24 protein-coding genes and 1 pseudogene are annotated in these 21,173 nt (G+C 59.3%); 9 read left to right on the forward strand and 16 right to left on the reverse strand.

The features are described from left to right. Nucleotides 1–40: 40 nt before the first annotated feature. Complete coding sequence (locus M5B98_RS05335) at nucleotides 41–919, reverse strand: LysR substrate-binding domain-containing protein (RefSeq protein WP_248742078.1); 879 nt, start codon at nucleotides 917–919, stop codon at nucleotides 41–43. A gap of 106 nt (nucleotides 920–1,025) precedes the next feature. On the opposite strand from M5B98_RS05335, the gene M5B98_RS05340 reads away from it, so the two are divergent. Further along, nucleotides 1,026–1,634, forward strand: a complete 609-nt coding sequence (locus M5B98_RS05340) for a LysE family translocator (protein WP_248742079.1) — start codon at nucleotides 1,026–1,028, stop codon at nucleotides 1,632–1,634. A gap of 23 nt (nucleotides 1,635–1,657) precedes the next feature. Here the strand turns inward: M5B98_RS05340 and M5B98_RS05345 are convergent. From M5B98_RS05345 to M5B98_RS05365, 5 genes and pseudogenes are all read right to left on the reverse strand, one after another. After that, nucleotides 1,658–2,476: pseudogene (locus M5B98_RS05345) on the reverse strand (TIGR03915 family putative DNA repair protein); the annotation flags it as partial. Then, on the reverse strand, nucleotides 2,473–3,693 hold the full coding sequence (locus M5B98_RS05350) for a putative DNA modification/repair radical SAM protein (RefSeq protein WP_248742080.1): 1,221 nt from the start codon (nucleotides 3,691–3,693) through the stop codon (nucleotides 2,473–2,475). The pseudogene M5B98_RS05345 and the gene M5B98_RS05350, both read right to left, overlap by 4 nt. Before the next feature lie 299 nt (nucleotides 3,694–3,992). Next, on the reverse strand, nucleotides 3,993–4,463 hold the full coding sequence (locus tag M5B98_RS05355) for a hypothetical protein (protein WP_248742081.1): 471 nt from the start codon (nucleotides 4,461–4,463) through the stop codon (nucleotides 3,993–3,995). Nucleotide 4,464: 1 nt separating this feature from the next. Continuing rightward, nucleotides 4,465–5,280 carry a hypothetical protein gene (locus M5B98_RS05360; RefSeq protein WP_248742082.1) on the reverse strand — a complete coding sequence of 272 codons (816 nt, stop codon included), beginning with the start codon at nucleotides 5,278–5,280 and terminating at the stop codon, nucleotides 4,465–4,467. Between the two features lie 525 nt (nucleotides 5,281–5,805). Continuing rightward, on the reverse strand, nucleotides 5,806–6,576 hold the full coding sequence (locus M5B98_RS05365) for an ArsR/SmtB family transcription factor (protein ID WP_248742083.1): 771 nt from the start codon (nucleotides 6,574–6,576) through the stop codon (nucleotides 5,806–5,808). A 79-nt stretch (nucleotides 6,577–6,655) separates the two neighbouring features. On the opposite strand from M5B98_RS05365, the gene M5B98_RS05370 reads away from it, so the two are divergent. Then, nucleotides 6,656–7,756 (forward strand): cytochrome P450, encoded by a 1,101-nt coding sequence (locus M5B98_RS05370; RefSeq protein ID WP_248742084.1) that lies wholly within the window; start codon nucleotides 6,656–6,658, stop codon nucleotides 7,754–7,756. Here M5B98_RS05370 and dmeF read toward each other — a convergent pair. The 3 genes from dmeF to M5B98_RS05385 all read right to left on the reverse strand — a co-directional run bounded on the left by dmeF (nucleotide 7,753) and on the right by M5B98_RS05385 (nucleotide 9,458). Next, nucleotides 7,753–8,679 carry a CDF family Co(II)/Ni(II) efflux transporter DmeF gene (gene dmeF, locus M5B98_RS05375; protein WP_119427132.1) on the reverse strand — a complete coding sequence of 309 codons (927 nt, stop codon included), beginning with the start codon at nucleotides 8,677–8,679 and terminating at the stop codon, nucleotides 7,753–7,755. The two genes, M5B98_RS05370 and dmeF, sit on opposite strands and share 4 nt — an antisense overlap. Nucleotides 8,680–8,690: 11 nt before the next feature. Then, nucleotides 8,691–8,966, reverse strand: a complete 276-nt coding sequence (locus tag M5B98_RS05380; protein ID WP_096822565.1) for a metal/formaldehyde-sensitive transcriptional repressor — start codon at nucleotides 8,964–8,966, stop codon at nucleotides 8,691–8,693. A 120-nt stretch (nucleotides 8,967–9,086) separates the two neighbouring features. Continuing rightward, a complete protein-coding gene (locus M5B98_RS05385; RefSeq protein WP_248742085.1) occupies nucleotides 9,087–9,458 on the reverse strand; it encodes a helix-turn-helix domain-containing protein in 372 nt (123 codons plus the stop codon). Between the two features lie 522 nt (nucleotides 9,459–9,980). On the opposite strand from M5B98_RS05385, the gene M5B98_RS05390 reads away from it, so the two are divergent. After that, nucleotides 9,981–10,352: a DUF6124 family protein gene (locus tag M5B98_RS05390; protein ID WP_207863892.1), complete on the forward strand. Its 372-nt coding sequence runs from the start codon at nucleotides 9,981–9,983 to the stop codon at nucleotides 10,350–10,352. A gap of 10 nt (nucleotides 10,353–10,362) precedes the next feature. Beyond that, complete coding sequence (locus tag M5B98_RS05395; protein ID WP_085711540.1) at nucleotides 10,363–10,644, forward strand: hypothetical protein; 282 nt, start codon at nucleotides 10,363–10,365, stop codon at nucleotides 10,642–10,644. Between the two features lie 86 nt (nucleotides 10,645–10,730). Here M5B98_RS05395 and M5B98_RS05400 read toward each other — a convergent pair whose 3' ends face one another. Continuing rightward, nucleotides 10,731–11,069 (reverse strand): FKBP-type peptidyl-prolyl cis-trans isomerase, encoded by a 339-nt coding sequence (locus tag M5B98_RS05400; RefSeq protein WP_007952931.1) that lies wholly within the window; start codon nucleotides 11,067–11,069, stop codon nucleotides 10,731–10,733. 142 nt (nucleotides 11,070–11,211) lie between these two features. Here M5B98_RS05400 and M5B98_RS05405 point away from each other — a divergent pair, with 142 nt between their 5' ends. Further along, nucleotides 11,212–12,297 (forward strand): sensor domain-containing diguanylate cyclase, encoded by a 1,086-nt coding sequence (locus M5B98_RS05405; RefSeq protein ID WP_248742086.1) that lies wholly within the window; start codon nucleotides 11,212–11,214, stop codon nucleotides 12,295–12,297. Between the two features lie 3 nt (nucleotides 12,298–12,300). Here the strand turns inward: M5B98_RS05405 and M5B98_RS05410 are convergent, their stop codons facing one another. Continuing rightward, entirely contained in the window at nucleotides 12,301–12,609 is a 309-nt protein-coding gene (locus M5B98_RS05410; RefSeq protein ID WP_085711544.1) for an RcnB family protein, read from the reverse strand. A 208-nt stretch (nucleotides 12,610–12,817) separates the two neighbouring features. Between M5B98_RS05410 and M5B98_RS05415 the strand changes: the two genes are divergently transcribed. From M5B98_RS05415 to M5B98_RS05430, 4 genes are all read left to right on the forward strand, one after another. Further along, on the forward strand, nucleotides 12,818–13,414 hold the full coding sequence (locus M5B98_RS05415; RefSeq protein WP_085711616.1) for a LemA family protein: 597 nt from the start codon (nucleotides 12,818–12,820) through the stop codon (nucleotides 13,412–13,414). A gap of 24 nt (nucleotides 13,415–13,438) precedes the next feature. Continuing rightward, on the forward strand, nucleotides 13,439–14,488 hold the full coding sequence (locus M5B98_RS05420) for a M48 family metallopeptidase (RefSeq protein ID WP_248742087.1): 1,050 nt from the start codon (nucleotides 13,439–13,441) through the stop codon (nucleotides 14,486–14,488). A 158-nt stretch (nucleotides 14,489–14,646) separates the two neighbouring features. Beyond that, complete coding sequence (locus tag M5B98_RS05425) at nucleotides 14,647–15,939, forward strand: MFS transporter (protein WP_248742088.1); 1,293 nt, start codon at nucleotides 14,647–14,649, stop codon at nucleotides 15,937–15,939. 10 nt (nucleotides 15,940–15,949) lie between these two features. Then, nucleotides 15,950–16,720: a substrate-binding domain-containing protein gene (locus M5B98_RS05430; RefSeq protein WP_248742089.1), complete on the forward strand. Its 771-nt coding sequence runs from the start codon at nucleotides 15,950–15,952 to the stop codon at nucleotides 16,718–16,720. Here M5B98_RS05430 and M5B98_RS05435 read toward each other — a convergent pair. From M5B98_RS05435 to M5B98_RS05455, 5 genes are all read right to left on the reverse strand, one after another. Continuing rightward, nucleotides 16,710–17,624, reverse strand: a complete 915-nt coding sequence (locus tag M5B98_RS05435; protein ID WP_248742090.1) for a LysR family transcriptional regulator — start codon at nucleotides 17,622–17,624, stop codon at nucleotides 16,710–16,712. The two genes, M5B98_RS05430 and M5B98_RS05435, sit on opposite strands and share 11 nt — an antisense overlap. Nucleotides 17,625–17,726: 102 nt before the next feature. Then, nucleotides 17,727–18,344, reverse strand: a complete 618-nt coding sequence (locus tag M5B98_RS05440; RefSeq protein WP_248742091.1) for a hypothetical protein — start codon at nucleotides 18,342–18,344, stop codon at nucleotides 17,727–17,729. A 92-nt stretch (nucleotides 18,345–18,436) separates the two neighbouring features. Further along, nucleotides 18,437–19,498 carry a 3-oxoacyl-ACP synthase III family protein gene (locus tag M5B98_RS05445; protein ID WP_248742092.1) on the reverse strand — a complete coding sequence of 354 codons (1,062 nt, stop codon included), beginning with the start codon at nucleotides 19,496–19,498 and terminating at the stop codon, nucleotides 18,437–18,439. Continuing rightward, on the reverse strand, nucleotides 19,495–19,737 hold the full coding sequence (locus M5B98_RS05450) for an acyl carrier protein (RefSeq protein WP_096822577.1): 243 nt from the start codon (nucleotides 19,735–19,737) through the stop codon (nucleotides 19,495–19,497). The genes M5B98_RS05445 and M5B98_RS05450 overlap by 4 nt, the downstream gene beginning before the upstream one ends. A gap of 33 nt (nucleotides 19,738–19,770) precedes the next feature. After that, nucleotides 19,771–21,129 (reverse strand): class I adenylate-forming enzyme family protein, encoded by a 1,359-nt coding sequence (locus M5B98_RS05455; protein WP_248742093.1) that lies wholly within the window; start codon nucleotides 21,127–21,129, stop codon nucleotides 19,771–19,773. Nucleotides 21,130–21,173 lie beyond the last annotated feature (44 nt).

Genomic DNA, 21,173 nt, shown 5'->3' on the forward strand with positions numbered 1-21,173 from the left:
ATGCACAAAAGCCCCCATCGAGAAATCGATGGGGGCTTTTTCATGGGGTCTGTTTTTGCAACCACGTCAGAAATACCTGGGCCGAGGCCGATGCCTGCGGCGCCACGCCATAGTAATAACGGGGCAGCGGCATCCGCAGATCGGGCAACGGGCAGACCAGGCGACCGCTCGACAGGTGCGTGCCCAGCAACGTGGTCGGGCACAACGCGACGCCCTCACCCGCCACAGCGGCCTCCATGACTCGATGCATGTAATCGAACTGGCGAATCTCCTGGGTCGCACTCTGACTCTGGCCAAAACGCAGCGCCCAGTGGTGCCAGTCTTCGCGTCGGGCTCTCACCGTCAATAAGGTGTGCCGGCCCAGATCGGCAAGGTCCGCCAAGGGGATTCGCTCGATCAGCTCGGGCGCCGCCACCATCAGCAACTCATCTTCAAACAACGCGTGCGATTCGATGGTCGGCGCCCAGTCGTCGCGGCCACGGCGGATGACGATGTCGAAGCTGTCTCGCGCAGGATCCGGAGAGCGGGTCTGGGTGACCACCTGCGGTTCGATGTCCGGATGTTCCGCCGTGAAGTCTTCCAGCCGAGGCATCAGCCACAACTGGGCAAAGGACGGCCGGGTGTTGATGGTCACTGTCGGCCGTGCGGCCCGCTGCCGCAACTCGGCAGCCGCGTCGGCGATCTGCGCCAGACCGGCGCTGACCTGCTGATAAAAACGCTGGCCGGCAGGCGTCAGCAACGATTGCCGGATGCGCCGCTCGAACAGCAACACACCCAGGTGTTCTTCCAGCAACTTGATGTGCCGGCTGACGGCGCTGTGGCTCACGTGCAGCTCTTCGGCCGCCAGCGTGAAACTCTGATGACGGGCAGCTACTGCAAAGGCACGAACCGCATTGAGCGGCGGGAGTGATTTGTTCATGGGTCTAATTTAGTCACGTATGCGCTGCATTTAAAGCGTTTGTCACAGGTTCGTCGCCACGCCAATCTGCCCGCACGCCCAACCCCGCGCCCCGACGGAGCCAGACATGCACAGCTACGGACTCTTTGTACTCTTCGCCACCCTGACCATTTTGAGCCCCGGCCCTGGCGTGGTGCTGACCCTGTCCAACGCCGTGCGCCTGGGCTGGATCGGCGCAGTGCCCGGGATTCTGGGGATTGCCTCGGGAGCCTTTGTGGTTGCAGCCGTCAGTGCAACCAGTGTCGGCCTGATCCTCAGCGCCTCGGCGACAGCCTTCACTGTGCTGAAATACGCCGGCGCCGCTTACCTGTTGTACCTGGGTTTCAAGAGCTGGCGCTCGGATCGTTTCCGAACCTTGCAAGACGTCCGCCCTTCCCGCCCGAGTTACCGCTTTCTGGAAGCCGCGTCCCTGCAGTTTCTCAATCCCAAAGCCATTTTCTTCTTTCTGGCGGTGTTCCCGCAGTTCATCGACACCACACAGGCTTTCCTTCCGCAGTTCTTCAAACTGGTGGCCTCTTACGCCGTGCTGGTGATTCTGGTGCACGGCAGTTATGCGCTGCTCGCCAATGCCGCCAAAGGCTGGCTGTCGAGCCCGAAAGGGTCTTGGCTGACGGCGAAAGTCTCGGGGGTGACCTTTGCCGGTTTTGGTTTGTTGATGGCTTCGGCGACGCGTTGAACGGACGATTCACGCTCCACCTGTTTCAAGGCAATGCGCTTTCCGCCACGCCCGGCGATGCCGCCGGCCTGCCCGTTCTGCTGTTTGCCCGTTCGCGCCTGGGTAATCAATCCGGGGATCAATTCCCCCTCCGGCAGATTCTTCCAGAAGCGCATGGGCAAGTGCCCCTGCATGACCTTCTCGTTCAACCGCGCCGGGTTGAAGATGTGACTGTAGTACGCCAGCCACAACTCGCCCTGCGGATCGTCAACGTTCTGCGCCAATTGCTGCCATTCCAGCGGGCACTGGCGCTGATGGATCAACTGTTCGCCATCGTAATAAACCCCATCACGCGGCGTAGCGATCAGCCAGCGATGCCGCCCCATGCGCCCGATGAAGTGTTCACTGGCACTGTGCAGAATGTCGTGGGCCGGTTCGTGCCACGCCACATATTGTGGGCCCGGTAGGTCTGACGGAGGCTCGATGAAACGCACGAACGCGTGTAGATGATGGGCCTCACGTTGTACCTGCTTGATCCGCCGCTGCAACTCGCTGCCGAGCTTGTCGCCGGCCATCATTGCCGTGCGATCGCCGTGGCTGACGCGCCAGAGCACTTCGTAAAGCAGACTCCAGCGCTGATCGCCACGGTAGCGTGACGCTTGTTCCAGGGTGTCGAGCAACGCACGCGGAATCCGCGCCTGAAACGGCCCCTGCCCTTCAGGCACCGACACATCACTGGCAAACAGATCACTCACCCCTTCCGACGTCCAGCTCACCAGGCTGGGATCGATTTCATGACTGAGCAGCCAGCGTGCCTGCGGCCGCCAGGTGTCGAACAGGTCGTCGCAATCGAGATTGATCATCCCCACAACCCCATCTGCTGCGGCATCGGCCGGTCGCGCAGTTGCTGATAAAGCATCTGGCTGGTGACTTCCGCCTGCTGCGGGTGGTAGTCGCTGGTGATGATGAATGGCTTGGCTTTGGCCAGTACGCAGCGCATGCGGGCCACGTCCTCGTAACGGATGCGCCGCTGCCGACGCAGCTCCACCAGACGCTCGGTGGTACGCAGGCCAATGCCAGGAATGCGAGAGATCAACGCTGGCTCGGCGCGATTGAGGTCCAGCGGAAACACCTCGCGATTCTGCAGTGCCCAGGCCAGTTTCGGGTCGATATCCAGCGCCAGATTGCCCGGCCCTTGAAGCAACTCGCCGGCGCTGTAGCCGTAACTGCGCAGCAGAAAGTCGGCTTGATATAAGCGGTGCTCACGCATTAGCGGCGGTGCGGCCAGCGGTACGCTTTTCGGGCTGTCGGGAATCGGGCTGAATGCCGAGTAATAGACCCGGCGCAAACGGAAGTTGCCGTACAAGGCCTGGGCACTGTGGAGGATGGTGCTGTCGTCGGTGTCATCGGCACCGACGATCATCTGCGTGCTCTGCCCGGCCGGGGCGAACTTTGGAGCGCGGGGTTCGTTGAGCACGGTCTGCACGCCGGTGTAGATGGTGTTCATCGCCTGCTTGATCGAGCCGATCTGCTTCTCCGGCGCCAGCGTCTGCAAACTGGCATCGGTCGGTAATTCGATGTTGACGCTCAAGCGGTCGGCATAACGCCCGGCCTCTTCGATCAGCGCAGGATCGGCTTCGGGAATGGTCTTGAGGTGGATATAGCCCCGGAATTCATGTTCCTCACGCAACAGCTTCGCAACACGCACCAGTTGCTCCATGGTGTAGTCCGCCGAACGGATGATCCCCGAACTGAGGAACAACCCGCTGACGCAATTGCGCCGGTAGAAATCCAGGGTCAGCGTCACCACTTCCTCTGGTGTGAAACGCGCCCGCGGCACATCACTCGAGCGGCGGTTGACGCAGTACTGGCAGTCATAGAGGCAGAAATTGGTCAGCAGAACCTTGAGCAGCGACACACAGCGCCCGTCCGGCGTATAGCTGTGACAGATACCCATGCCATCGGTGGAACCCAGCCCGCTCTTGCCCTCGGAGCTGCGCTTGGGCGCGCCACTGCTGGCGCAAGAGGCGTCGTACTTGGCGGCGTCGGCGAGGATGCTGAGCTTGTCGATGAGTTGCATGGCATGGACCTTATACTGTTCGCATATACAGTATAGAGTCCGTCCGCGGGCCACAAGCCGTAAAACGACCCTTTGTCGGTCGCGCTCACTGCACGCGGCTGGCGGCTGGCGGCTGGCAGGCATGATGGTCGAGGGTTTACTCGCCGGAACAGGCTGCGTCGACTCGGGCCATTACCCCCCGAATCGCGCAGTCATTTCCTTGCGTCCCAAGTTATCAGTTCTAATCCCTAAGCTCAGACGCAATCACCAACCGAAACCTTCAACAGGCCTTAACACAAATACAATTTAACAAACCAACTTTAAGCTTCAGCACTGACTACAATCTCCTTTACCTTAATCCTAGCCAAATACACGCTAACAGCAACATACAGCTGACCGACAACTCCAACCAAAAACAAAAGAATCCCTCCCCCTGTGGCAATACCAGACTTACTAACCCAAGGCACTAGAGAAACACATACAAATACCACCGCATAACACAAGCTTACCCATGCATGACATTTTAACTTCCAATAATCCTCCCACCTAAGCAGCAACCGGAGAGTATCTTTATCCTCTTGCAGCAAGCATCGCACTTCATTGAATATCCAAACTGTAAGACCAGCAGGAAGCAGCATTAGATATTTATTAATTTCATCATTAAGATGAATCACCGATGCAATATCATTAAATTGCGGCAACCACAACCACCAAGCAGCCCCACCCAAAAGCAATATGATCATTTCGAAGCTTATAAATAGCACCCGAAAAATATACAAAAGACCTTTCAATTTAATGTCTCATATCTCTTTCATCACTAATATTCTCGAACTGACTTCTCGCAACTGCAGCAAGATAATCCGGGTCCGGTGCTTTATCGAACAAAAAGCTTTTTTGTGATTCAGAGGTTCTGATAACAACCTCCTGACCGTTTTCTGTTCCTATAGCTTTTCCAGAGCCATAACCATCGGCAGCCATCAAAATTGCAGCATCAGTAATGTCAGGCTCCTCCTCAGGTTCAAATTTCGGATTTGATAAAATCTTCTCCATGAGCTCTAGCAACTTCGTTTCTAAACCCTCCGGCTTTGAGGTACTTTCCTTAACTACTACTTCTTCTGCCTGACGTCTCCGAACGTATTTATCTAGACTCCCCCACAACCGACCAAACAACGGATTTGGCGGATGAACCTTAGCTGACAACTCATTAATTACGTCTAAGGACTGCAACTTCTCAAGAAACGCCCGATAATCAGTCACAGGATCAACAGTGCACTCTACAAAAAAATTATCATAGGCTGCTTCAATAATTGACTTGAACCTTCTAGGAAATACCGTTTCCTGTATACCATTCCAAACCTGTAAAAAAGCAAGCCCCGAAAAATCTGGAAGATAGACAAATGGGGCACTAGCCTCTAGAAGATATGGAGCCTCTGCACGCAACTGCTGTTTTGCAGGTTCATCGACTACCGTCACCTCCCCAACTCTTGAGTACTTCGTTAAATTCCCAAACAAATACGGCTGCGAGGAGTTTCGCATATCAATAACGTCAGTTATTGTCCACTCAAATTGCCCTAACTCAACAACAGGTGCATTTGCAATCGCATCCATTAAGCGCGCCTGATTCAACTGCCCAAGCTTTATAACGCGCGCCAAAAAATATCTGCCACGTCGCATTACTACCCCCCGAATTTAAATAGAACTGAACTTCACTCTTACTTCCATATCCGGACAAAAATCAATTCTGTACGGGGTATACCAAGAGCTGCCATCTGATTGCCCCAGAGGCTAGGCTATGTTGCCTGTGGTTCTGTGGAGGTAGTGTGTGGCCTCCCGCGATTGCTATTTCATCACCACAGTTAGTGCATCTGTAAATGCCAGGATGGGGAGCTGTGGTTCCGGGGGCATATAAAGAGTCGAACGCAGAATCAAGCGAATGGGTGAGGTGATTACCCTGTTTGTATAAAGCCACATGCCTCTCCTTGCGTGGTATTTGTCATCATAGAGTTACGTTCAGATAGGTCCCGCCGTCATCATTCATCTTGGATCCAACGAAGAGATCACAGGCCAAAAGCTACTATTTAGCCATCAGCTTGTCCACCCCTCCTGAGTTTGAGGGTTATTGAACTACTGCATTTACTGACGTGGGGCATGTGTAAATTCACAGCAAAATCGCGAAGATTTATTTAACGATGTATCAACTGGCGGTAACGACGCTTTAGATATCGCAAACTTTTCTATCATTTCCTTGCGCCCCACCGCCGTCAACGTCAACGCTCGACTGTCCAGATCCTGCGTCACCCACTTGCGCTTCAACGCGGTCTGCAACAGCGCCGCTCCAAGCGATCCACCCAGATGCGGCCGACGCATGCTCCAGTCCAGGCATGGGCAGGCGAAGCGCCGGCGCATCGTCGACAGATCCCTGACCTCGACTCCCAACCCTTCGAACAGCGCCTCTCCGCTCTCGCTCAAGCGGTACGCCTGCTCATCGGTTTCGACCAGCCAACCGCCCTCCAGCAACCGGTCATGCAGCAACACCGCCAGCGTCCCGGCCATATGGTCGTAGCAGGTACGGGCAAATTGCAGACGGTCCGGCGTGTGCGGTTTGAAGGTCGGTGCGGGGTTCCGGCCGATCACCATCAGCGCCTCAAGCGCTTGGGCCACGCGCTTGTCGGCGAGGCTGTAATAACGGTGGCGGCCCTGCACGTGCAGGCGCACCAGCGCCAGGTCCTTGAGTTTGGCCAGGTGTGCGCTGGCAGTGGAGGCGCTGACGTCGGCGAGGGTCGCCAGCTCCGTGGCGGTGCGGGCATGGCCGTCCATCAGCGAGCACAGCATTTTGGTTCGCGCCGGTTCCGCGATGGCGGCGGCCACTTGCGAGACGCCGATGTCTTGATTTTCTGCGTGCATATTTCGCTCCCGGACGAATCATCGCCCCCAAGGACTGGAGATAGTAGCAACACTTTCCCCACCGACAAGGTTGCGATCCATGGACCCGATCATCGCTGCGACTCACGCCGATCCCTACCCTTATTACGCCGAACTGCGCGCGGCGGGCGGGCTGACCTTTCATCACGGACTGAAACTGTGGGTGGCCAGCAGTGCCCGGGCGGTTTGCGCAGTGTTGGCGCATGCAGATTGCCGGGTGCGTCCGGTGCAGGAGCCGGTGCCCAAAACCATCGCCGACGGCATGGCGGGCAAGGTGTTTGGCCAGTTGATGCGGATGAATGATGGTGAAGGTCAGCGTTGCCCGCGTTCGGCCGTTGAGCCGCCGCTGGGGCTTATCAATGACAAAGATGTCAAAGCGCTGGTCGCCGCTCGGTTGATCACAAACGATGCCGACGGCTTATATAAGGCAATGTTTCGCGGCCCGGTGAGCGTGGTTGCAGCTTTGCTCGGATTCACTCCGGCACAAGCGCGGACGATCAGTGAGCTGACCGCCGATTTTGCAGCGTGCCTGTCGCCGCTGAGCAATGACCTGCAACTGGCGGCAGCCCATCGAGCGGCGGAGCAATTGCACGGTTACTTCATTGAATTACTGGCAGATCCGAACCCGTTTCTCGCCGACATTCAGCAGCGCATTTCAGGCGAAGAGGACGTGCTGATCGCCAACCTCATCGGCCTTTGCTCGCAGACCTTTGAAGCCACCGCCGGCCTGATTGGCAATGCGCTGGTGGCGTTGCAGCGTCAGCCTGGATTACACGACGTGTCAGTCGATTCGCTGCTGGCAGAAGTGCAGCGCTTCGATCCTTCGGTACAGAACACTCGACGTTTTGTCGCGAACACCTGCGAAATCGACGGCGTACGCTTTGAAGCGGGCGACGTGATACTGGTGTTGCTCGCCTCGGCCAACCGCGACCCGGCCCTGAATGAAAATCCGGACCAGTTTCTGCCGGATCGCCCCAACCGCCGCAGCTTCACGTTCGGCAGCGGTCGGCACCAATGCCCGGGGCAAAGGTTGGCACTGACCATTGCCAGCGCCACCGTAGGTGAAATCCTCGCCCATGACATCGACCTGAGCCGGTTCACCTGGCACTACCGCCCCTCGCTGAACGGACGCATTCCGCTGTTCAGCGAAGTACGGGCTTAGGCGCTGCGCAATTCGATGGTCAGGTGCGACAGCTCATGCACCGGCGCCAGTCGCTCGCGAATCGCTTCTGCCGTAACGCCAGCAGCCGCCACCACACTGACAATTGCCGCCCGCGCCTGCGGGCCGACCTGCCAGACGTGCAGGTCGCTGATGCGCACGTCGTCGGAGGTTTCCAGCAGTTCGCGGATCTCTTCGGCCACCGGCTCATCGGTGGTGTCGAGCAGCACGGCGGCGCTGTCGCGCATCAGGTTCCAGGCCCATTTGGCGATGACGATGGAACCGACGATGCCCATCACCGGGTCCATCCAGACCCAGCCCAGATAGCGCCCGGCCAGCAGCGCGGCAATCGCCAGCACCGAGGTCAACGCATCGGCGAGTACGTGCACGTAGGCTGAACGCAGGTTGTTGTCGTGATGGTGATGATGACCATGATCGTGGCTATGGCCGTGGTCATGATGACCGTGATGGCCGGCCAGCAGAAAAGCGCTGAGCAGGTTGACGCCCAGGCCGACCACGGCAATTAAGGTTGCTTCGCCGAACGCCACGCTGGTGGGCTCAAACAGACGGAAAACCGATTCCCCGGCAATGCCCAGCGATACCAGCCCCAGCACCATGGCCGAGGCGAAACCCGCCAGATCGCCGACCTTGCCGGTGCCGAAACTGTAACGGCGGTTGTTGGCGTTGCGCCGGGCAAAACCATAGGCTGCCGCCGCGATGCCGAGGGCGCCGGCGTGGGTCGCCATGTGAAAACCGTCGGCCAGCAGCGCCATGGAACCGGTGAGGTAACCGGCGGCAATTTCGCCGATCATCATCACGAACGTCAGAGCCACCACCCACAAGGTGCGGCGGGCATTGTCGTCGTGGGACGCGCCAAGGAACTGGTGATCGTGGGAAAAGTCGTCAGAGCGAGTCGTCAGATTCATGGTGTCGGTGCTCACTTGGAATAACGGCGGATGGCTTGCAGCAACTCTTCCACGCCTTGGGCGCGGGCTTCATCGCTGAGGTCGGGATGGGCGACATGCTCGCGGGCGTGGGCCTCGATGAACTGCTCCATCAAGCCATTGACCGCGCCGCGAATCGCCGCCATCAGGTGCAACGTCTTGGCACAATCGGCCTCGGATTCCAGCGACCGTTCAACTGCCTGAACCTGCCCGGCAATGCGCCGGACCCGATTGAGCAACTCACCTTTGTGTTCGTGTGTGTGCGACATACCTATACCCCCTACCCCTATATGGCGAGCATAGTCGCTGTTTCGATCGGAAGGGGCAAGGCCTGCTTGCGACCGTCCGTCGCGGCTTGAAAATTTGATTTGGGAGAATGAGGCGGTGCGTCAGACGGCGCCACCTCTGGAAGGCTTTTCAGAGGCAGGATCGTTGGGAACCCTCGTCTGTCCGGCCCATTGCAGTGGCGGAGACGACGAGAAGCAGAGGTCTACGTCCAGTTGCGCTGCAGCCGACAGGTTGACCAGCGCATCCAGAGAGAACTTGTCGATTTTGCCGTTGAGTACGTCGTTGAGGCGCGGCTGGGTGATGCCAAGACGCTTGGCCGCCTCCTTCTGCGGAAGCTCCCAGGCACGAATCGTTTCGCACAGCGTGCGCATCAGTTTGGCCCGCAGGCGCATGTTGGCTGCTTCCTGCGGCGTGTCTTCCAGTGCATCCCAGACGCTTGCGAAACGCTGGGGTGGGTTTTGATGAACCTTCATGGTTTAGCCTGTTTCCTTGTGCTGGATGTGCCATGCAGGCTATATCGAAACCGATATAAATCAAGCTTGAAGCGGCTTATTAAATATCCAGTATCACAAAGCAGAAATGCGTGAGCCGGCATACCTGATAAGCCGACACAGAACCCTGTGGGAGCGAGCCTGCTCGCGATGGCGGACTGAAAAATGACGCATCATTTTGCCCCCATCCGGGAGGCTACATTGCCTTGCGCCTTTGCCTACAACTACGCCAGAATCCGCCGGCTTGTGCGGTTTTGAGGGCGTCGGTAACTTGATTCGCGTCACTGAATGGTCAGTGATCGGGTTTAGTCGCTCGGTATTACCTTCAAACTGCATAACGCTCCAAACAGACAGGTTTTCAATACCTGCACTTAATGGTAGCTGTGCGCAGGGCACCTTCGGGTGCACCGGTTTGGAAGGTTGCCGGTCGACTAACCTGCGTATAGCTGCCACCTTTTCGTTTAGTCGCGAGGTGGTGTCGGCATCACTTTGGAAACCTTCGAAATGTTCAAAATCACACCGAATCCTCCCGAAACAGATGTCGAAACTGATTCAGACCCAACTTCGCCCTACTCCTCCACCGACTCAAAAAAACTCCACGAAGCCGCCGAGCGCGCCCTCGACCACTACCTGAAACCCACCGCCCCGAAACAACACTGCCCCGGCCGCATGTTCCTCATCGCCCCCCACATCGATCAACATGCCTTGCTGGCCCACGCCTGCGAATCGATGGCCTCGGCCAGCGTGATGCTCAGCGACTTCGCTGCGTTGCTGGACCCGCCCTACCGCAGTACCGTCCTGGGCATCGCCCAAGTGGTGATGTGTGGCGAACTCGCCGTGAACCGGGCGCTGGACACTCTCGATGCCACGACCTGAGGAACACTCCATGGAAAGCAAATCCGATGCACACGTCGTCGCCGCCCTGATCTCCATCGGCCTCAACGAAAAAGACAGCCAGTGGGCCGAAAAGGCCTGCCTGCTCCTGCTCGAAAGCGAAAGAAAATCCATCGTCACCGCCGCCCTCGAGGCCCTCGTCCAGCTCGCCCGCGATCACGGCAAACTGGACCGCAACCGAGTAATGCCGGTACTTAACAGCGTAAAACGCAGATTTCCGAGCTTGACCAGCACGGTTGCCGCAACGCTGGATGAGATGGCGATGGCTGCGTAACGCCTCAGGTAAAAAAACAAGAAAAAACCCGCTGCTCCGTGATCGGAGGCAGCGGGTTTTATGACGTCAGCTGTAACGCGGAGCAATCAATCCTCCCGCGTCAAAACCTCCAGCAACTCAATCTCGAACACCAGATTCGAATTCGGCGGAATCTTGCCCATCGTCCGCTCGCCATACCCCAGATGCGCCGGCACCAGCAGTTTGCGTTTGCCGCCGACCTGCATGCCCATGATCCCTTGATCCCAGCCCTTGATCACCCGGCCCGTACCGATCACGCACTGGAACGGTTTGCCCCGGCTCCAGGACGAATCGAACTCGGTGCCGTCTTCCAGCCAACCGGTGTATTGGGTGGTGATCAATGCGCCTTTGACGGCGGCTTTTCCGTCGCCGGGCTGAAGATCGATTATCTGCAGTTCATCATTCATAACATTCACTCTATTGTTCCGCTGGCCGCCGTTTTCCCAGAAATGCCGGACATTGGCAACCGTTTGACCCAGCGTTGGCAGTGATGAATGATAGCCACCCGCCACCAACCCCGAATCGATACGCCATGTCAGCGATGCTTGAATGACTCAACTCTGGATCGGCTTTGCCCTTGTCGTTGTGCTGATGGTCGTGATCGCCGTGTTGATTCGTCGCGAGCGTGTCCTGCGTCGGCAGCTTATTGAGTATCGCGAATTGCTCACCCGAGCGGCCGAAGGTCGGAACATCCACCAGGATGGCGATGCCGAGCGCTTCAAGCGCAGCCAGTATTTTGCGCGGATCGGCACCTGGGATTGGGAAGTCGACACGGATCGACTCTATTGGTCCGACGCGATCTTCGGCATGTTCGGCTTCAAGATCGGTGAAGTGACACCGTCCTACGCCTTGTTCTGCTCCTGCGTCCACCCGGACGACCGCGCCAAGGTGCGCGCCGGGGAATTGCGTTGCCTGGAAACCGGTGAAAACCACGACGAGGAGTACCGCGTGGTCTGGCCCGACGGCACGATTCGCTGGCTGCGGGAAACCGGCAACGTGGTAAAGAACGATCATGACGCGATGATCAAGATGATGGGCGTGGTGCGCGATATCACCGAAGAGAAGGCCTCGGCCAGTTACCTTCAGCACCTGGCCCACTTCGATCCGCTGACCGGTTTACCCAATCGACTGGTGCTGGAAGAACGCCTGTCGGAAGCACTGGAACATGCTCGCGCTACCGAGACCCGGGTGGCGCTGGTGTTCATCGATCTCAACGGTTTCAAAAGCATCAACGACCGTTACGGCCACGCCGCCGGCGACCGCGTCCTGATCACCACCGCCACCCGGCTGAAACGCATCCTGCGGGTCAGCGACACCGTCGCCCGGATCGGTGGCGACGAATTCGTGGTCATCCTGCAAGGCCTCGCCCCCGGCCTGAACCTGCAGGACGAAGCCCGTAGCATCTGCCAGAAAATCTTCATCGAACTGTCCCCGCCCATCACCATCGGCAACGACCAACGCCACATCGGCACCAGCCTCGGCGTAGCGGTATTCCCCGACCATGCGCCGACCATGGACCGGCTGCTGCACATTGCGGATCTGGCAATGTATGAGGCCAAGCGCAGCGGGAACAATCAGTATCGGTTGGGTGGCGAAAGCCCGGTGCGGGCAAGTGCACCGGGATTTGGAATGTGAGCGTTAACGCTCCACCGGCTTGATATCCACAATCGTCCCGTTGGTGATCATCACCATCACGTACTTGTCGTTCATCTGCACCCACTGCGCCTGCGGATCGGGTTGCTTGAGGCCTTTCTGTTTCCAGTTCTTGATGGCTTTTTCGCTGCGCTGGTAGACGTCCGGGGCGCGGTCGTTGACCTTCAGTTCGCGGCCGTCGGTGGGCGAGCGTTCGACGGTGTCGGTTGAGGGTTGCGCCGCTTGAACGAGTGGGGTGATCCCGGCGATGCCGGCGACGAGGGCCAGGCTGGCGATCAGGGTCTTGTTGTTCATCGGTGAACCTCCTTCAGATGTGTGATACCTGAACTCCGACTGCGGGGTTCTGGAATCATTCCTTGTTTTTTGATGATGCAGGACTTGAGATTGTAGTCGCGCCCCGGAGCACCATCCGGGGTTCCCCCGCTGCATGGCAATTACAGCCAATGGCCACCAATTACGATAAGATCCCGCGCGCCCCCGCCGAGTGAACAAGGACATCACCGTGAAAATCTACCTCATCGTCAATCTGGTGCTGCTTGCGGTTCTGGGCCTCTACGCTGTCAGTCTTTTCAACAAGCTCGTTGCACGGCGCAACGAGATCAAGAACGCGTTTGCCCAGGTCGAAGTGCAGCTCAAGCGCCGCTACGACCTGATCCCCAATCTGGTCAGCATCGCCAAGGGTTATCTGGCCCATGAGCGCGAAACCCTGGAAGCGGTGATCGCTGCGCGCAATGAAGCCGTGGCGGGACTTGAAGCTGCACAGGCCAAACCGGGCAATGCCCAGCACATCGCGCAACTGGGGCTGGCGGACAGCGCACTCAGCAGCGCCGTGGGTCGATTGAACCTGACCCTGGAAGCCTACCCGGAACTCAAGGCATCGCAGAACATGCAGCAACTGAGCGAAGAGCTGAGCAGCACCGAAAACAAAGTGAGTTTCGCGCGCCAGGCCTTCAACGACGCAGTCATGGCCTACAACACCCTCAAACAGAGCTTTCCTGCGGTGCTGCTGGCAGCCAGTTTTGGCCATCGCGATGACGCCGTGCCGCTGAAGTTTGCGGATACGCTGGCAATCAAAACCGCACCCAAGGTTTCTTTCTGATTTCTGCTTTCCATGGATGGCCCGATGAATTTCTTTGAACGACAAACCCAGGCTCGCAACCAGACCCGACGGCTGGTTTACATGATGATTCTGTCGATTGTCTCGCTGGTCTTCCTGACCGCCCTGCCCTTCGTGTTCAGCGGTTTTGAAGACTACTTGAGCGGCACCGGCACGCTGGCAGATGCCTTTCTGGCGATGGCCGTCATCGCGTCGTTCATCAGCAGCATTGTGGTGATCGGCGGCCTGCTGAAATACCAGCAACTGCGGGCGGGCGGCAAAGTCGTTGCGGAGAAACTGGGTGGCCGCCTGCTCAACGGCAATGCGCGCACGCTGGACGAGCAGCGCTTGATGAACGTCGTCGAAGAAATGGCGATTGCCTCCGGCACCCGCGTGCCGGCGGTGTATTTGTTGCCGGACGAGAGCATCAACGCCTTCGCAGCCGGACTTACACCGGAGGATGCGGCCATCGGCGTGACCCGTGGCGCGGTGAAGCTGCTGACCCGAGAAGAGCTGCAAGGGGTGATTGCCCACGAATTCAGCCACATCTTCAACGGTGACATGCGCCTCAATACGCAACTGGTGGCGGTGGTGCACGGCCTGTTGGTGCTGGGGCTGGCGGGTACTTACATAATGGCCAGTCTGCTCAAGCGCGACAAACGCGACGTGCGGTTGATGCTGGTAGTTTTTGCGCTCGGATTCGCACTGTGCGTGGCCGGATTTATCGGGCATCTGTATGGGAATTTGATCAAGGCGGCTGTCAGTCGCCAGCGTGAGTTCCTCGCCGATGCGAGCGCGGTGCAATACACGCGCAATCCGCAAAGCATTGTCGGCGCGCTGAAAAAAATCGGCGCCCATAAACAAGGCTCCGTCATCAACTCCCCCCGCGCCGCCGAGTTCAGCCATTTGTTTTTCAGCACGGGAGGATCAGGCTTGCTGAGTCGGATGTTTGCGTCACACCCTGATCTGAGCGTGCGCATTCGTCGGATCGATCCGCAGTGGGATGGCAGTTTTACAACCGCCACTGCGCCGGGTGTGCCGGCGAAGAAACAGGAAACGGCCACACCGCTTCAATAATGCGGCTGCCGCTCGATATGGATTGATCCGTCCTGCGCATCAATCCATACCAACTATGCAATTAACAGATCGATCCCCCTGCGCCACTATCCGCCCCAATAAAAACCGTGCGCCGCCTCCCCGTCGCGCACGTCATAAAAGCGGTGGAGTATTTTTCGATGACAGCCTCAATCCCACACGGCGGCTCGCGGGCCGGTGCCATTTTCCGGGTGACCTCGGGTAACTTCCTCGAACAGTTCGACTTCTTTCTGTTCGGCTTCTACGCCACGCAGATCGCGGCGGTGTTCTTTCCGGCGAGCAGTGAGTTCGCTTCCCTGATGATGACGTTCGCGGTGTTCGGCGCAGGCTTTTTGATGCGTCCGCTGGGGGCCATTGTGCTCGGCGCGTATATCGATGACGTCGGTCGTCGCAAGGGCTTGATCGTCACCCTGTCGATCATGGCCAGCGGCACGATATTGATTGTGCTGGTGCCCGGATACGAAACCATTGGTCTGTTCGCACCGGCGCTGGTACTGATCGGGCGCTTGCTGCAGGGCTTCTCCGCCGGTGCGGAACTGGGCGGTGTGTCGGTATATCTCTCGGAGATCGCCACACCGGGCCGCAAGGGTTTCTTCACGGCCTGGCAGTCGGCTAGTCAACAGGTCGCGATCATCGTTGCCGCCGCGCTGGGCTTTGCCTTGAACCAGTGGATGGCGCCGGATGTGATTGCCGATTGGGGCTGGCGCATTCCGTTTTTCGTTGGCTGCATGATCGTGCCGTTCATCTTCCTGTTGCGTCGCAACCTGGCGGAAACCGAAGAGTTCGCCACCCGCAAACATCGCCCGAGCATGAAAGAAGTGTTCCGCACCCTCGGCCAGAACTGGGTCGTGGTCATCGGCGGGATGTTGATGGTTGCGCTGACCACCACCGCGTTCTACCTGATCACCGTGTACGCGCCGACCTTCGGTAAAACCGTGCTTCACCTGAGCACCTCGGATGCGTTGCTGGTGACGCTGCTGGTGGGCGTTTCGAACTTCTTCTGGCTGCCGATTGGCGGCGCGTTGTCGGACCGTTTCGGCCGTCGTCCGCTGTTGATCACCATGTCGCTGCTGGCCCTGGCGACCACCTATCCGGCGCTGTCGTATCTGGTGCAGGCGCCGAGCTTCAGCCATATGTTGCTGTCGCTGCTGTGGCTGTCGTTCATCTACGGCATGTACAACGGCGCGATGATTCCGGCGCTGACCGAGATCATGCCGGTTGAGGTGCGTGTGGCCGGTTTCTCGTTGGCCTACAGCCTTGCCACCGCCATTTTCGGCGGCTTCACCCCGGCGATGTCGACTTTCCTGATCCAGTACACCGGCGACAAGGCTGCGCCGGGTTACTGGATGAGTGTCGGCGCGCTGTGTGCGTTGTGCGCGACGCTGTATCTGTATCGCCGTGCGGGCGGTCGTCTGCAACCTGTCGCTGCCTGAGGAGAGCACCATGAAAAAACTCATGACCGTTACTGCCCTGCTCGCCGGCCTTGCGTTCAACGTTGCGGCCCAGGCTGAAGAACTGCGGGTAATGACCTCCGGCGGCTTCACCGCCGCCTACAAAATTCTCGGGCCGAAATTCGCCGCAAACACCGGCAACACTCTTGACACCATCCTCGGCCCGTCGATGGGCAAGGCCCCGGAGGCGATCCCCAATCGCCTCGCCCGGGGCGAACAGGCCGACGTGGTGATCATGGTCGGCTACGCCCTCGACGACTTGATCAAACAAGGCAAGGTCGACCCGGCCTCGCGGGTGGAACTGGCGGATTCGCGGATCGGCCTGGTGGTGCGCGAAGGCGCGCCGAAACCGGACATCAGCAACGTCGACGCCTTGAAGAAAACCCTGCTCGATTCGCAATCGGTGGCCTACTCCGACAGCGCCAGCGGCGTGTACATCGAGCAGCAGTTGTTCAAGAAACTCGGCGTCGAAGATCAGCTGAAACCCAAGGCGAAGATGATCCCGAAAATCCCGGTGGGTTCGGTGGTCGCCACTGGCGACTATCAACTGGGCTTTCAGCAGGTCAGCGAATTGCTGCCGGTGCCGGGTGTAACGTATGTCGGGAAAATCCCGGAATCGGTGCAATCGGTGACACGCTTCGCCGCCGGGATTCCGGTAGGTGCGCAGCATCCGCAGGAGGCCAAGGCGTTGCTCGCCTATCTGGCCGCGCCTGCCGCCCAGGCCGACGTACAGGCCACGGGTCTGGATTCGGTCAAGCGCTGACCTTCGGCGGCTGGACTTTCATTTCCACCACCAGCCGCTCCAGTTCCAGTGCCGCCGGGGTCAGGGTACGACCCCGGCGCTTGATGATGCCGACACTGCGCATCACTTGCGGCTCGGTCAGCGGCACGCGTGTCAGGATCGGGTGATCCGCCGCCGGCATCGCCATCAACGGCACCGCCGCCACACCCAGCCCCGCCTCCACCAGACCGATCATCGTTGTCACGTGCAGGGTCTCGCAGATGCTCGGCCGTTGCGGCACCACTTTCGCCAGCGCCTGATCGAGCAAAAAGCGATTACCGGAAGTCTTGTCCAGCGAGATGTAATCCTGCTGGTAAAACTCGTCCCAACTGACGCTGCTGCGCCCGGCCAAGGGGTGATCGCGACGACAGGCCACCACGTAGCTCTCCTGCACCAGCGGCTCGAAATCCACCCCCGCCTCCTGAGTGCCCATGAAACTCAGGCCGAAATCCGCCTCGCCATTGACCACCGCCGTCAGCACGTCGTGGGCGCTGGAATCGAGGACTTTGACTTTGATGCGCGGGAACTGCTGGTGATAGCGAGCGACCACGCGCGGCATGAAGTAATACGCCGCCGACGGCACGCAGGCGACGGTGACGTGGCCCTGGCGATTTGAGGCGACTTCGCTGATGCCGAGCAAAGCCACATCAAGATCATCCAGCAAACGCTCGACACTTGGCATGAAGCCACGCCCGGCCTGGGTCAGGCTGACCTTGCGGGTGGTGCGTTCGAACAGCTTCACGCCGAGGGCGTCTTCGAGCTTTTCGATACGTCGGCTCAGGGCCGGTTGCGAAATGCGCACGGTGTCCGCGGCCTTGCGGAAACTGCCCTGCTCGACCACCGCGCGAAAGGCTTGCAGGTCGTTGAGGTCGAAGTTGATGGCCATGGGAGACTCGGGAGGAATTGATTCGCAGAGGCTATAAATGTAACCAATTGATGCAAATTATTACAGAACCTCGACTCCCCTCATAGGGCGGCCAGCCCCGACCTATTGGATGGGTGCCGGAAATTGCCGCTGGATCGATGCCAGGGTTCGACGCCGAATCCAGCCGCTGGCCAGGCGGATCGCCAGCCAATACGGTGTGAACAACCATCTGGTTCGAGTGTTGGGGCAAAACACGAACGTTTCGGTGCGTAACGTACGTACGCCTTCTGCCTGCTCGATGACTTGAAAACGCAACACCAGCCTGGCGACGCGGGGATCGTCCAGCGCCATGAACGCCGGAGCATCCGCCACAAGGCAAGCGTCCAGATCCGGGCGCCAGAAACGCCCCGCCAATCCCAGGGACACTTCGTGGTCAGTGCGCCGCAGCAAGGTGAAGGTGTCAAAACCGAACGGCGCGGGCGCGGGTTGCGGTCGGTTGCCGATGGTTCTGATCAGCTTTGCCGGCAGCTCGCGCAGGGTCAGCAAGGCATCGGCCACCCGGTCCGCGCGCATGTCCAGGGCACACACGGCGGCGATGATGGCGTCGGGCTGAGCATCAATCGCGCCCGATTGGTGGACTTCGTAAAAGTTGAATCGTGGAAGAAACGGCGAAGGTGAAATCCCGTGGGCATCGGTTCCGTCGCCAAAGATCCCTAGCGTTTTCCAAAATGTCCCGAACATGCAGTGGCGTCCCTTTTCATCCGGTGGAGAGATCCGGAGTCCTTTCGGGAATGCCCGCAGACATCCCCGAAAGCTCCGAGAGCATTGGCCCGTCAGGCTTCCAGACGTTCGCCGGTGCCGGCGCCCTGCGTGGCTTTTTCAGGCACGTAACACGGCGGCACGGCGAGCGTGCGCCGAAGGTCGAGTTTCAATGCGCCCCAGGACAGACCGGCACCGAATCCGCACAACACGACGTTCTGTGCCTGCGCTGTGCCGACCGCACCGTGGCGAGACAGGACAATCGGAATCGATGTGGAGCTGGTGTTGCCGACATCGTCGATGTCGATCGGCATCTTCTCCGGCGCGACGCCGATCATTCGCCGCAGGTAGTTGAGCATGAACCCGTTTGCCTGGTGCAGCACCAGCAAATCGAGCGACGCCGGCGTCAACCCCGTCGCTTCAAGCAGCGACTTGACGGTCTGCGGTACCCGGTTCAGTGCAAAGTTCATCACCGCCGTGCCGTCCATCTGCAGACGCTGGATCGACGCGCGAGTCTGGCTGTCACCCTCAGGCGTGTAAGCGATGTCGGATTCCAGAGCCTCACGACCACTGCCATCGGCTCCACACAGGAACTCGAACGTCCCCTCGCCCGCCTCCAGCAGAGTGGCTGACGCCGCATCGCCAAACAGCATCTTCACATGCCGGTCGCGACCGTCCAGCAGCTTGGTGGTCACATCCCCGGTGCACAGCAATACCTTTTTGCAGGCGCCGGCGGCGATCAGCGCGCCGGCCTGAACCAGCGCAGTGACGTACCCCGAGCAACCGGCGGACACGTTCAGCACCAGACAGTGCTGAGGCAGTCCGAGCGCCTGCTGAACCAGAAAACCGACACCCGGCACCCACGAGTCCGGGGTCTGGGTCACGACGATCAGTCCGTCGATCTCCTGCGCTGCGCACACCCCCTGATCCAGCAGGTGACGGCACGCGGCGATCACCAGGTCGGACGTGTCCAGCGATCCGGCTTCCCTGATCGATTCGATGCCGGTGCTTTTGGCGATGCGGGCCACTTCCTTGGCGCCGAACAGTTCGGCGAAGTCGTCCAGCCCCACACGCCGCTCGGGCAACGCGGACGTGACCGCACGCACGGTCACTCCGCAAAGGGTGCGCAGGGTCATGCGGTTTCCTTCATTTTCAGGGTTACCAGGTCGAAGATGTCCTGCACCGTCACGATACGGTCCATCTCTTCGCCAGACACCGTCACGCCGGTCGATTCGAACACCAGGGCGACAATGCCGATCCTGGCCATCGAGTCCCAGTTGTCGCTGTTCTCCAACCGGACATCGCCCTTCAGTTCATCCAGCGGCAGGGTCAGGATTTCCGCGATGCTTGCGCGCATTGCTTCGAGTACGGCCATGTTGTCATTTCCTTATAACGTGGTAATCAGGTCTTACGACCCGCTGAGGACGCCAGGGTGGCGCATTTTCTTGAAGCGGCTGGTAAACAGTGGCGTGTCGCTGACGGAGATCAGCCGGGGCAACTGCTCCGGTGCCAGCACGTCGCGGATCGCTGCATACAGCCGGGGCTTGAACGCTTCCAGCGTTTCCGGTTCGAGCAAGGTGAACCGCGCGGCCACGATCTGACCGAGCAACGGGTTGGGCTGACCGTAGACCACGACGTCAGAAACGTTGTCGATGCCCATCAACACGCTCTCCACGTGAGACGGGAACACCTTCTTGCCGCCGACGTTGATCACATCGACCGCCCGCCCGCTGACCCTGAAGTAGCCGTCGCGCTCTTCTGCCAGGTCCTGGGTAATCAGATAACCATCATCGGACAGCTCGCCCGGGCCGCTCAGGTAACCGAGCATATTGGTCGCTCCGCGCACCTGCAGAATGCCGTCGACTACCCGCAGGCTGTAGGCCGGATCCTCGACGGTCATCCAGGCGCTGTCGCCGTCCAGACCCCGACAGGGCAACACACCGATTTCCGACATGCCGTACAACTGGTTCAGCCGCACCTGCGGCAATGTGCGGGCGATGCGTTGAATGGCTTCGGGCGAACTCGGCTCGGAGCCGAAATAGATACGTTGCAGGCTGCGGATGTCCCAGGTCTGGAACACGCCGGTGATCGTCGCCAGGTTCAACAGCGTCGGCGACACGTGCAGCGTTTGCACCTTGAACGTTTCGATACAGCGGCCGACTTCCTGAGGCGAACGCTCGTTGGGCAGGACCAGCGTCCCGTGGGTGGCCAGTGCCTGCAGGACGGTGACCAGTCCGCCGATGTGGTCGAACAGCAGGAACGCCAGAATCGCGCCACACTGCTCGGCCTTCAGATACCGCTCGAAAAACGGTGCGATGTCGTGCACGACGCCCTTGGCCGGCCCGGTCGAGCCGGACGAGAACACAATGAAACCGGCCTGTCGACGCGACAGGAGACCGCCGACAGTCGGCGGCACCGCAGCGCCATCGTTCGCCAGCAGCGAGTAACCCTGCGGCCCGTTCCCCGTCACGGTAAACCGTGCGCCGGCAGCGTTCGCCAGATTCACCAACTGCTCGCCGCTTTTGGGCACCGACAACGCCACGACATTGTTGCGCCGCCACAGAGCGAACAACAGGCAGACGCTGTTGAAGCTGTAGTTGTCGACCAGCAGCACACAGCAATCGCTGACCGATTGCGCCGCCAGCGACTCGGCATAGGCGTCGATCTGTCGGCATAGCTCGGCGTAAGTGAAGCGACCTTCGTCGCTGATGATCGCCGGCCTGTCCGCGCCGGCCTTCAGATGTTCCAGAAACGTTTCGACTTGCATGTCCACCTCTCGATAAAGGCGCCGTCCTGCGACGGCGACCGTTG

Origin of the sequence: Pseudomonas sp. MWU12-3088, assembly GCF_023242405.1 — a bacterium.
Classification (GTDB): Bacteria; Pseudomonadota; Gammaproteobacteria; order Pseudomonadales; family Pseudomonadaceae; genus Aquipseudomonas; species Aquipseudomonas kribbensis.

Bases quoted from the DNA above. Each gene is read 5' to 3' on its own strand.
- M5B98_RS05455 (WP_248742093.1), bottom strand. From the start codon at position 21,129: ATGCAAGTCGAAACGTTTCTGGAACATCTGAAGGCCGGCGCGGACAGG.
- M5B98_RS05390 (WP_207863892.1), top strand. From the start codon at position 9,981: ATGTTCAAAATCACACCGAATCCTCCCGAAACAGATGTCGAAACTGAT.
- M5B98_RS05340 (WP_248742079.1), top strand. From the start codon at position 1,026: ATGCACAGCTACGGACTCTTTGTACTCTTCGCCACCCTGACCATTTTG.
- M5B98_RS05405 (WP_248742086.1), top strand. From the start codon at position 11,212: ATGACTCAACTCTGGATCGGCTTTGCCCTTGTCGTTGTGCTGATGGTC.
- dmeF (WP_119427132.1), bottom strand. From the start codon at position 8,679: ATGAATCTGACGACTCGCTCTGACGACTTTTCCCACGATCACCAGTTC.
- M5B98_RS05370 (WP_248742084.1), top strand. From the start codon at position 6,656: ATGGACCCGATCATCGCTGCGACTCACGCCGATCCCTACCCTTATTAC.
- M5B98_RS05425 (WP_248742088.1), top strand. From the start codon at position 14,647: ATGACAGCCTCAATCCCACACGGCGGCTCGCGGGCCGGTGCCATTTTC.
- M5B98_RS05440 (WP_248742091.1), bottom strand. From the start codon at position 18,344: ATGTTCGGGACATTTTGGAAAACGCTAGGGATCTTTGGCGACGGAACC.
- M5B98_RS05350 (WP_248742080.1), bottom strand. From the start codon at position 3,693: ATGCAACTCATCGACAAGCTCAGCATCCTCGCCGACGCCGCCAAGTAC.
- M5B98_RS05450 (WP_096822577.1), bottom strand. From the start codon at position 19,737: ATGGCCGTACTCGAAGCAATGCGCGCAAGCATCGCGGAAATCCTGACC.
- M5B98_RS05360 (WP_248742082.1), bottom strand. From the start codon at position 5,280: ATGGATGCGATTGCAAATGCACCTGTTGTTGAGTTAGGGCAATTTGAG.
- M5B98_RS05380 (WP_096822565.1), bottom strand. From the start codon at position 8,966: ATGTCGCACACACACGAACACAAAGGTGAGTTGCTCAATCGGGTCCGG.
- M5B98_RS05395 (WP_085711540.1), top strand. From the start codon at position 10,363: ATGGAAAGCAAATCCGATGCACACGTCGTCGCCGCCCTGATCTCCATC.
- M5B98_RS05420 (WP_248742087.1), top strand. From the start codon at position 13,439: ATGAATTTCTTTGAACGACAAACCCAGGCTCGCAACCAGACCCGACGG.
- M5B98_RS05335 (WP_248742078.1), bottom strand. From the start codon at position 919: ATGAACAAATCACTCCCGCCGCTCAATGCGGTTCGTGCCTTTGCAGTA.
- M5B98_RS05435 (WP_248742090.1), bottom strand. From the start codon at position 17,624: ATGGCCATCAACTTCGACCTCAACGACCTGCAAGCCTTTCGCGCGGTG.
- M5B98_RS05385 (WP_248742085.1), bottom strand. From the start codon at position 9,458: ATGAAGGTTCATCAAAACCCACCCCAGCGTTTCGCAAGCGTCTGGGAT.
- M5B98_RS05445 (WP_248742092.1), bottom strand. From the start codon at position 19,498: ATGACCCTGCGCACCCTTTGCGGAGTGACCGTGCGTGCGGTCACGTCC.
- M5B98_RS05365 (WP_248742083.1), bottom strand. From the start codon at position 6,576: ATGCACGCAGAAAATCAAGACATCGGCGTCTCGCAAGTGGCCGCCGCC.
- M5B98_RS05430 (WP_248742089.1), top strand. From the start codon at position 15,950: ATGAAAAAACTCATGACCGTTACTGCCCTGCTCGCCGGCCTTGCGTTC.
- M5B98_RS05410 (WP_085711544.1), bottom strand. From the start codon at position 12,609: ATGAACAACAAGACCCTGATCGCCAGCCTGGCCCTCGTCGCCGGCATC.
- M5B98_RS05400 (WP_007952931.1), bottom strand. From the start codon at position 11,069: ATGAATGATGAACTGCAGATAATCGATCTTCAGCCCGGCGACGGAAAA.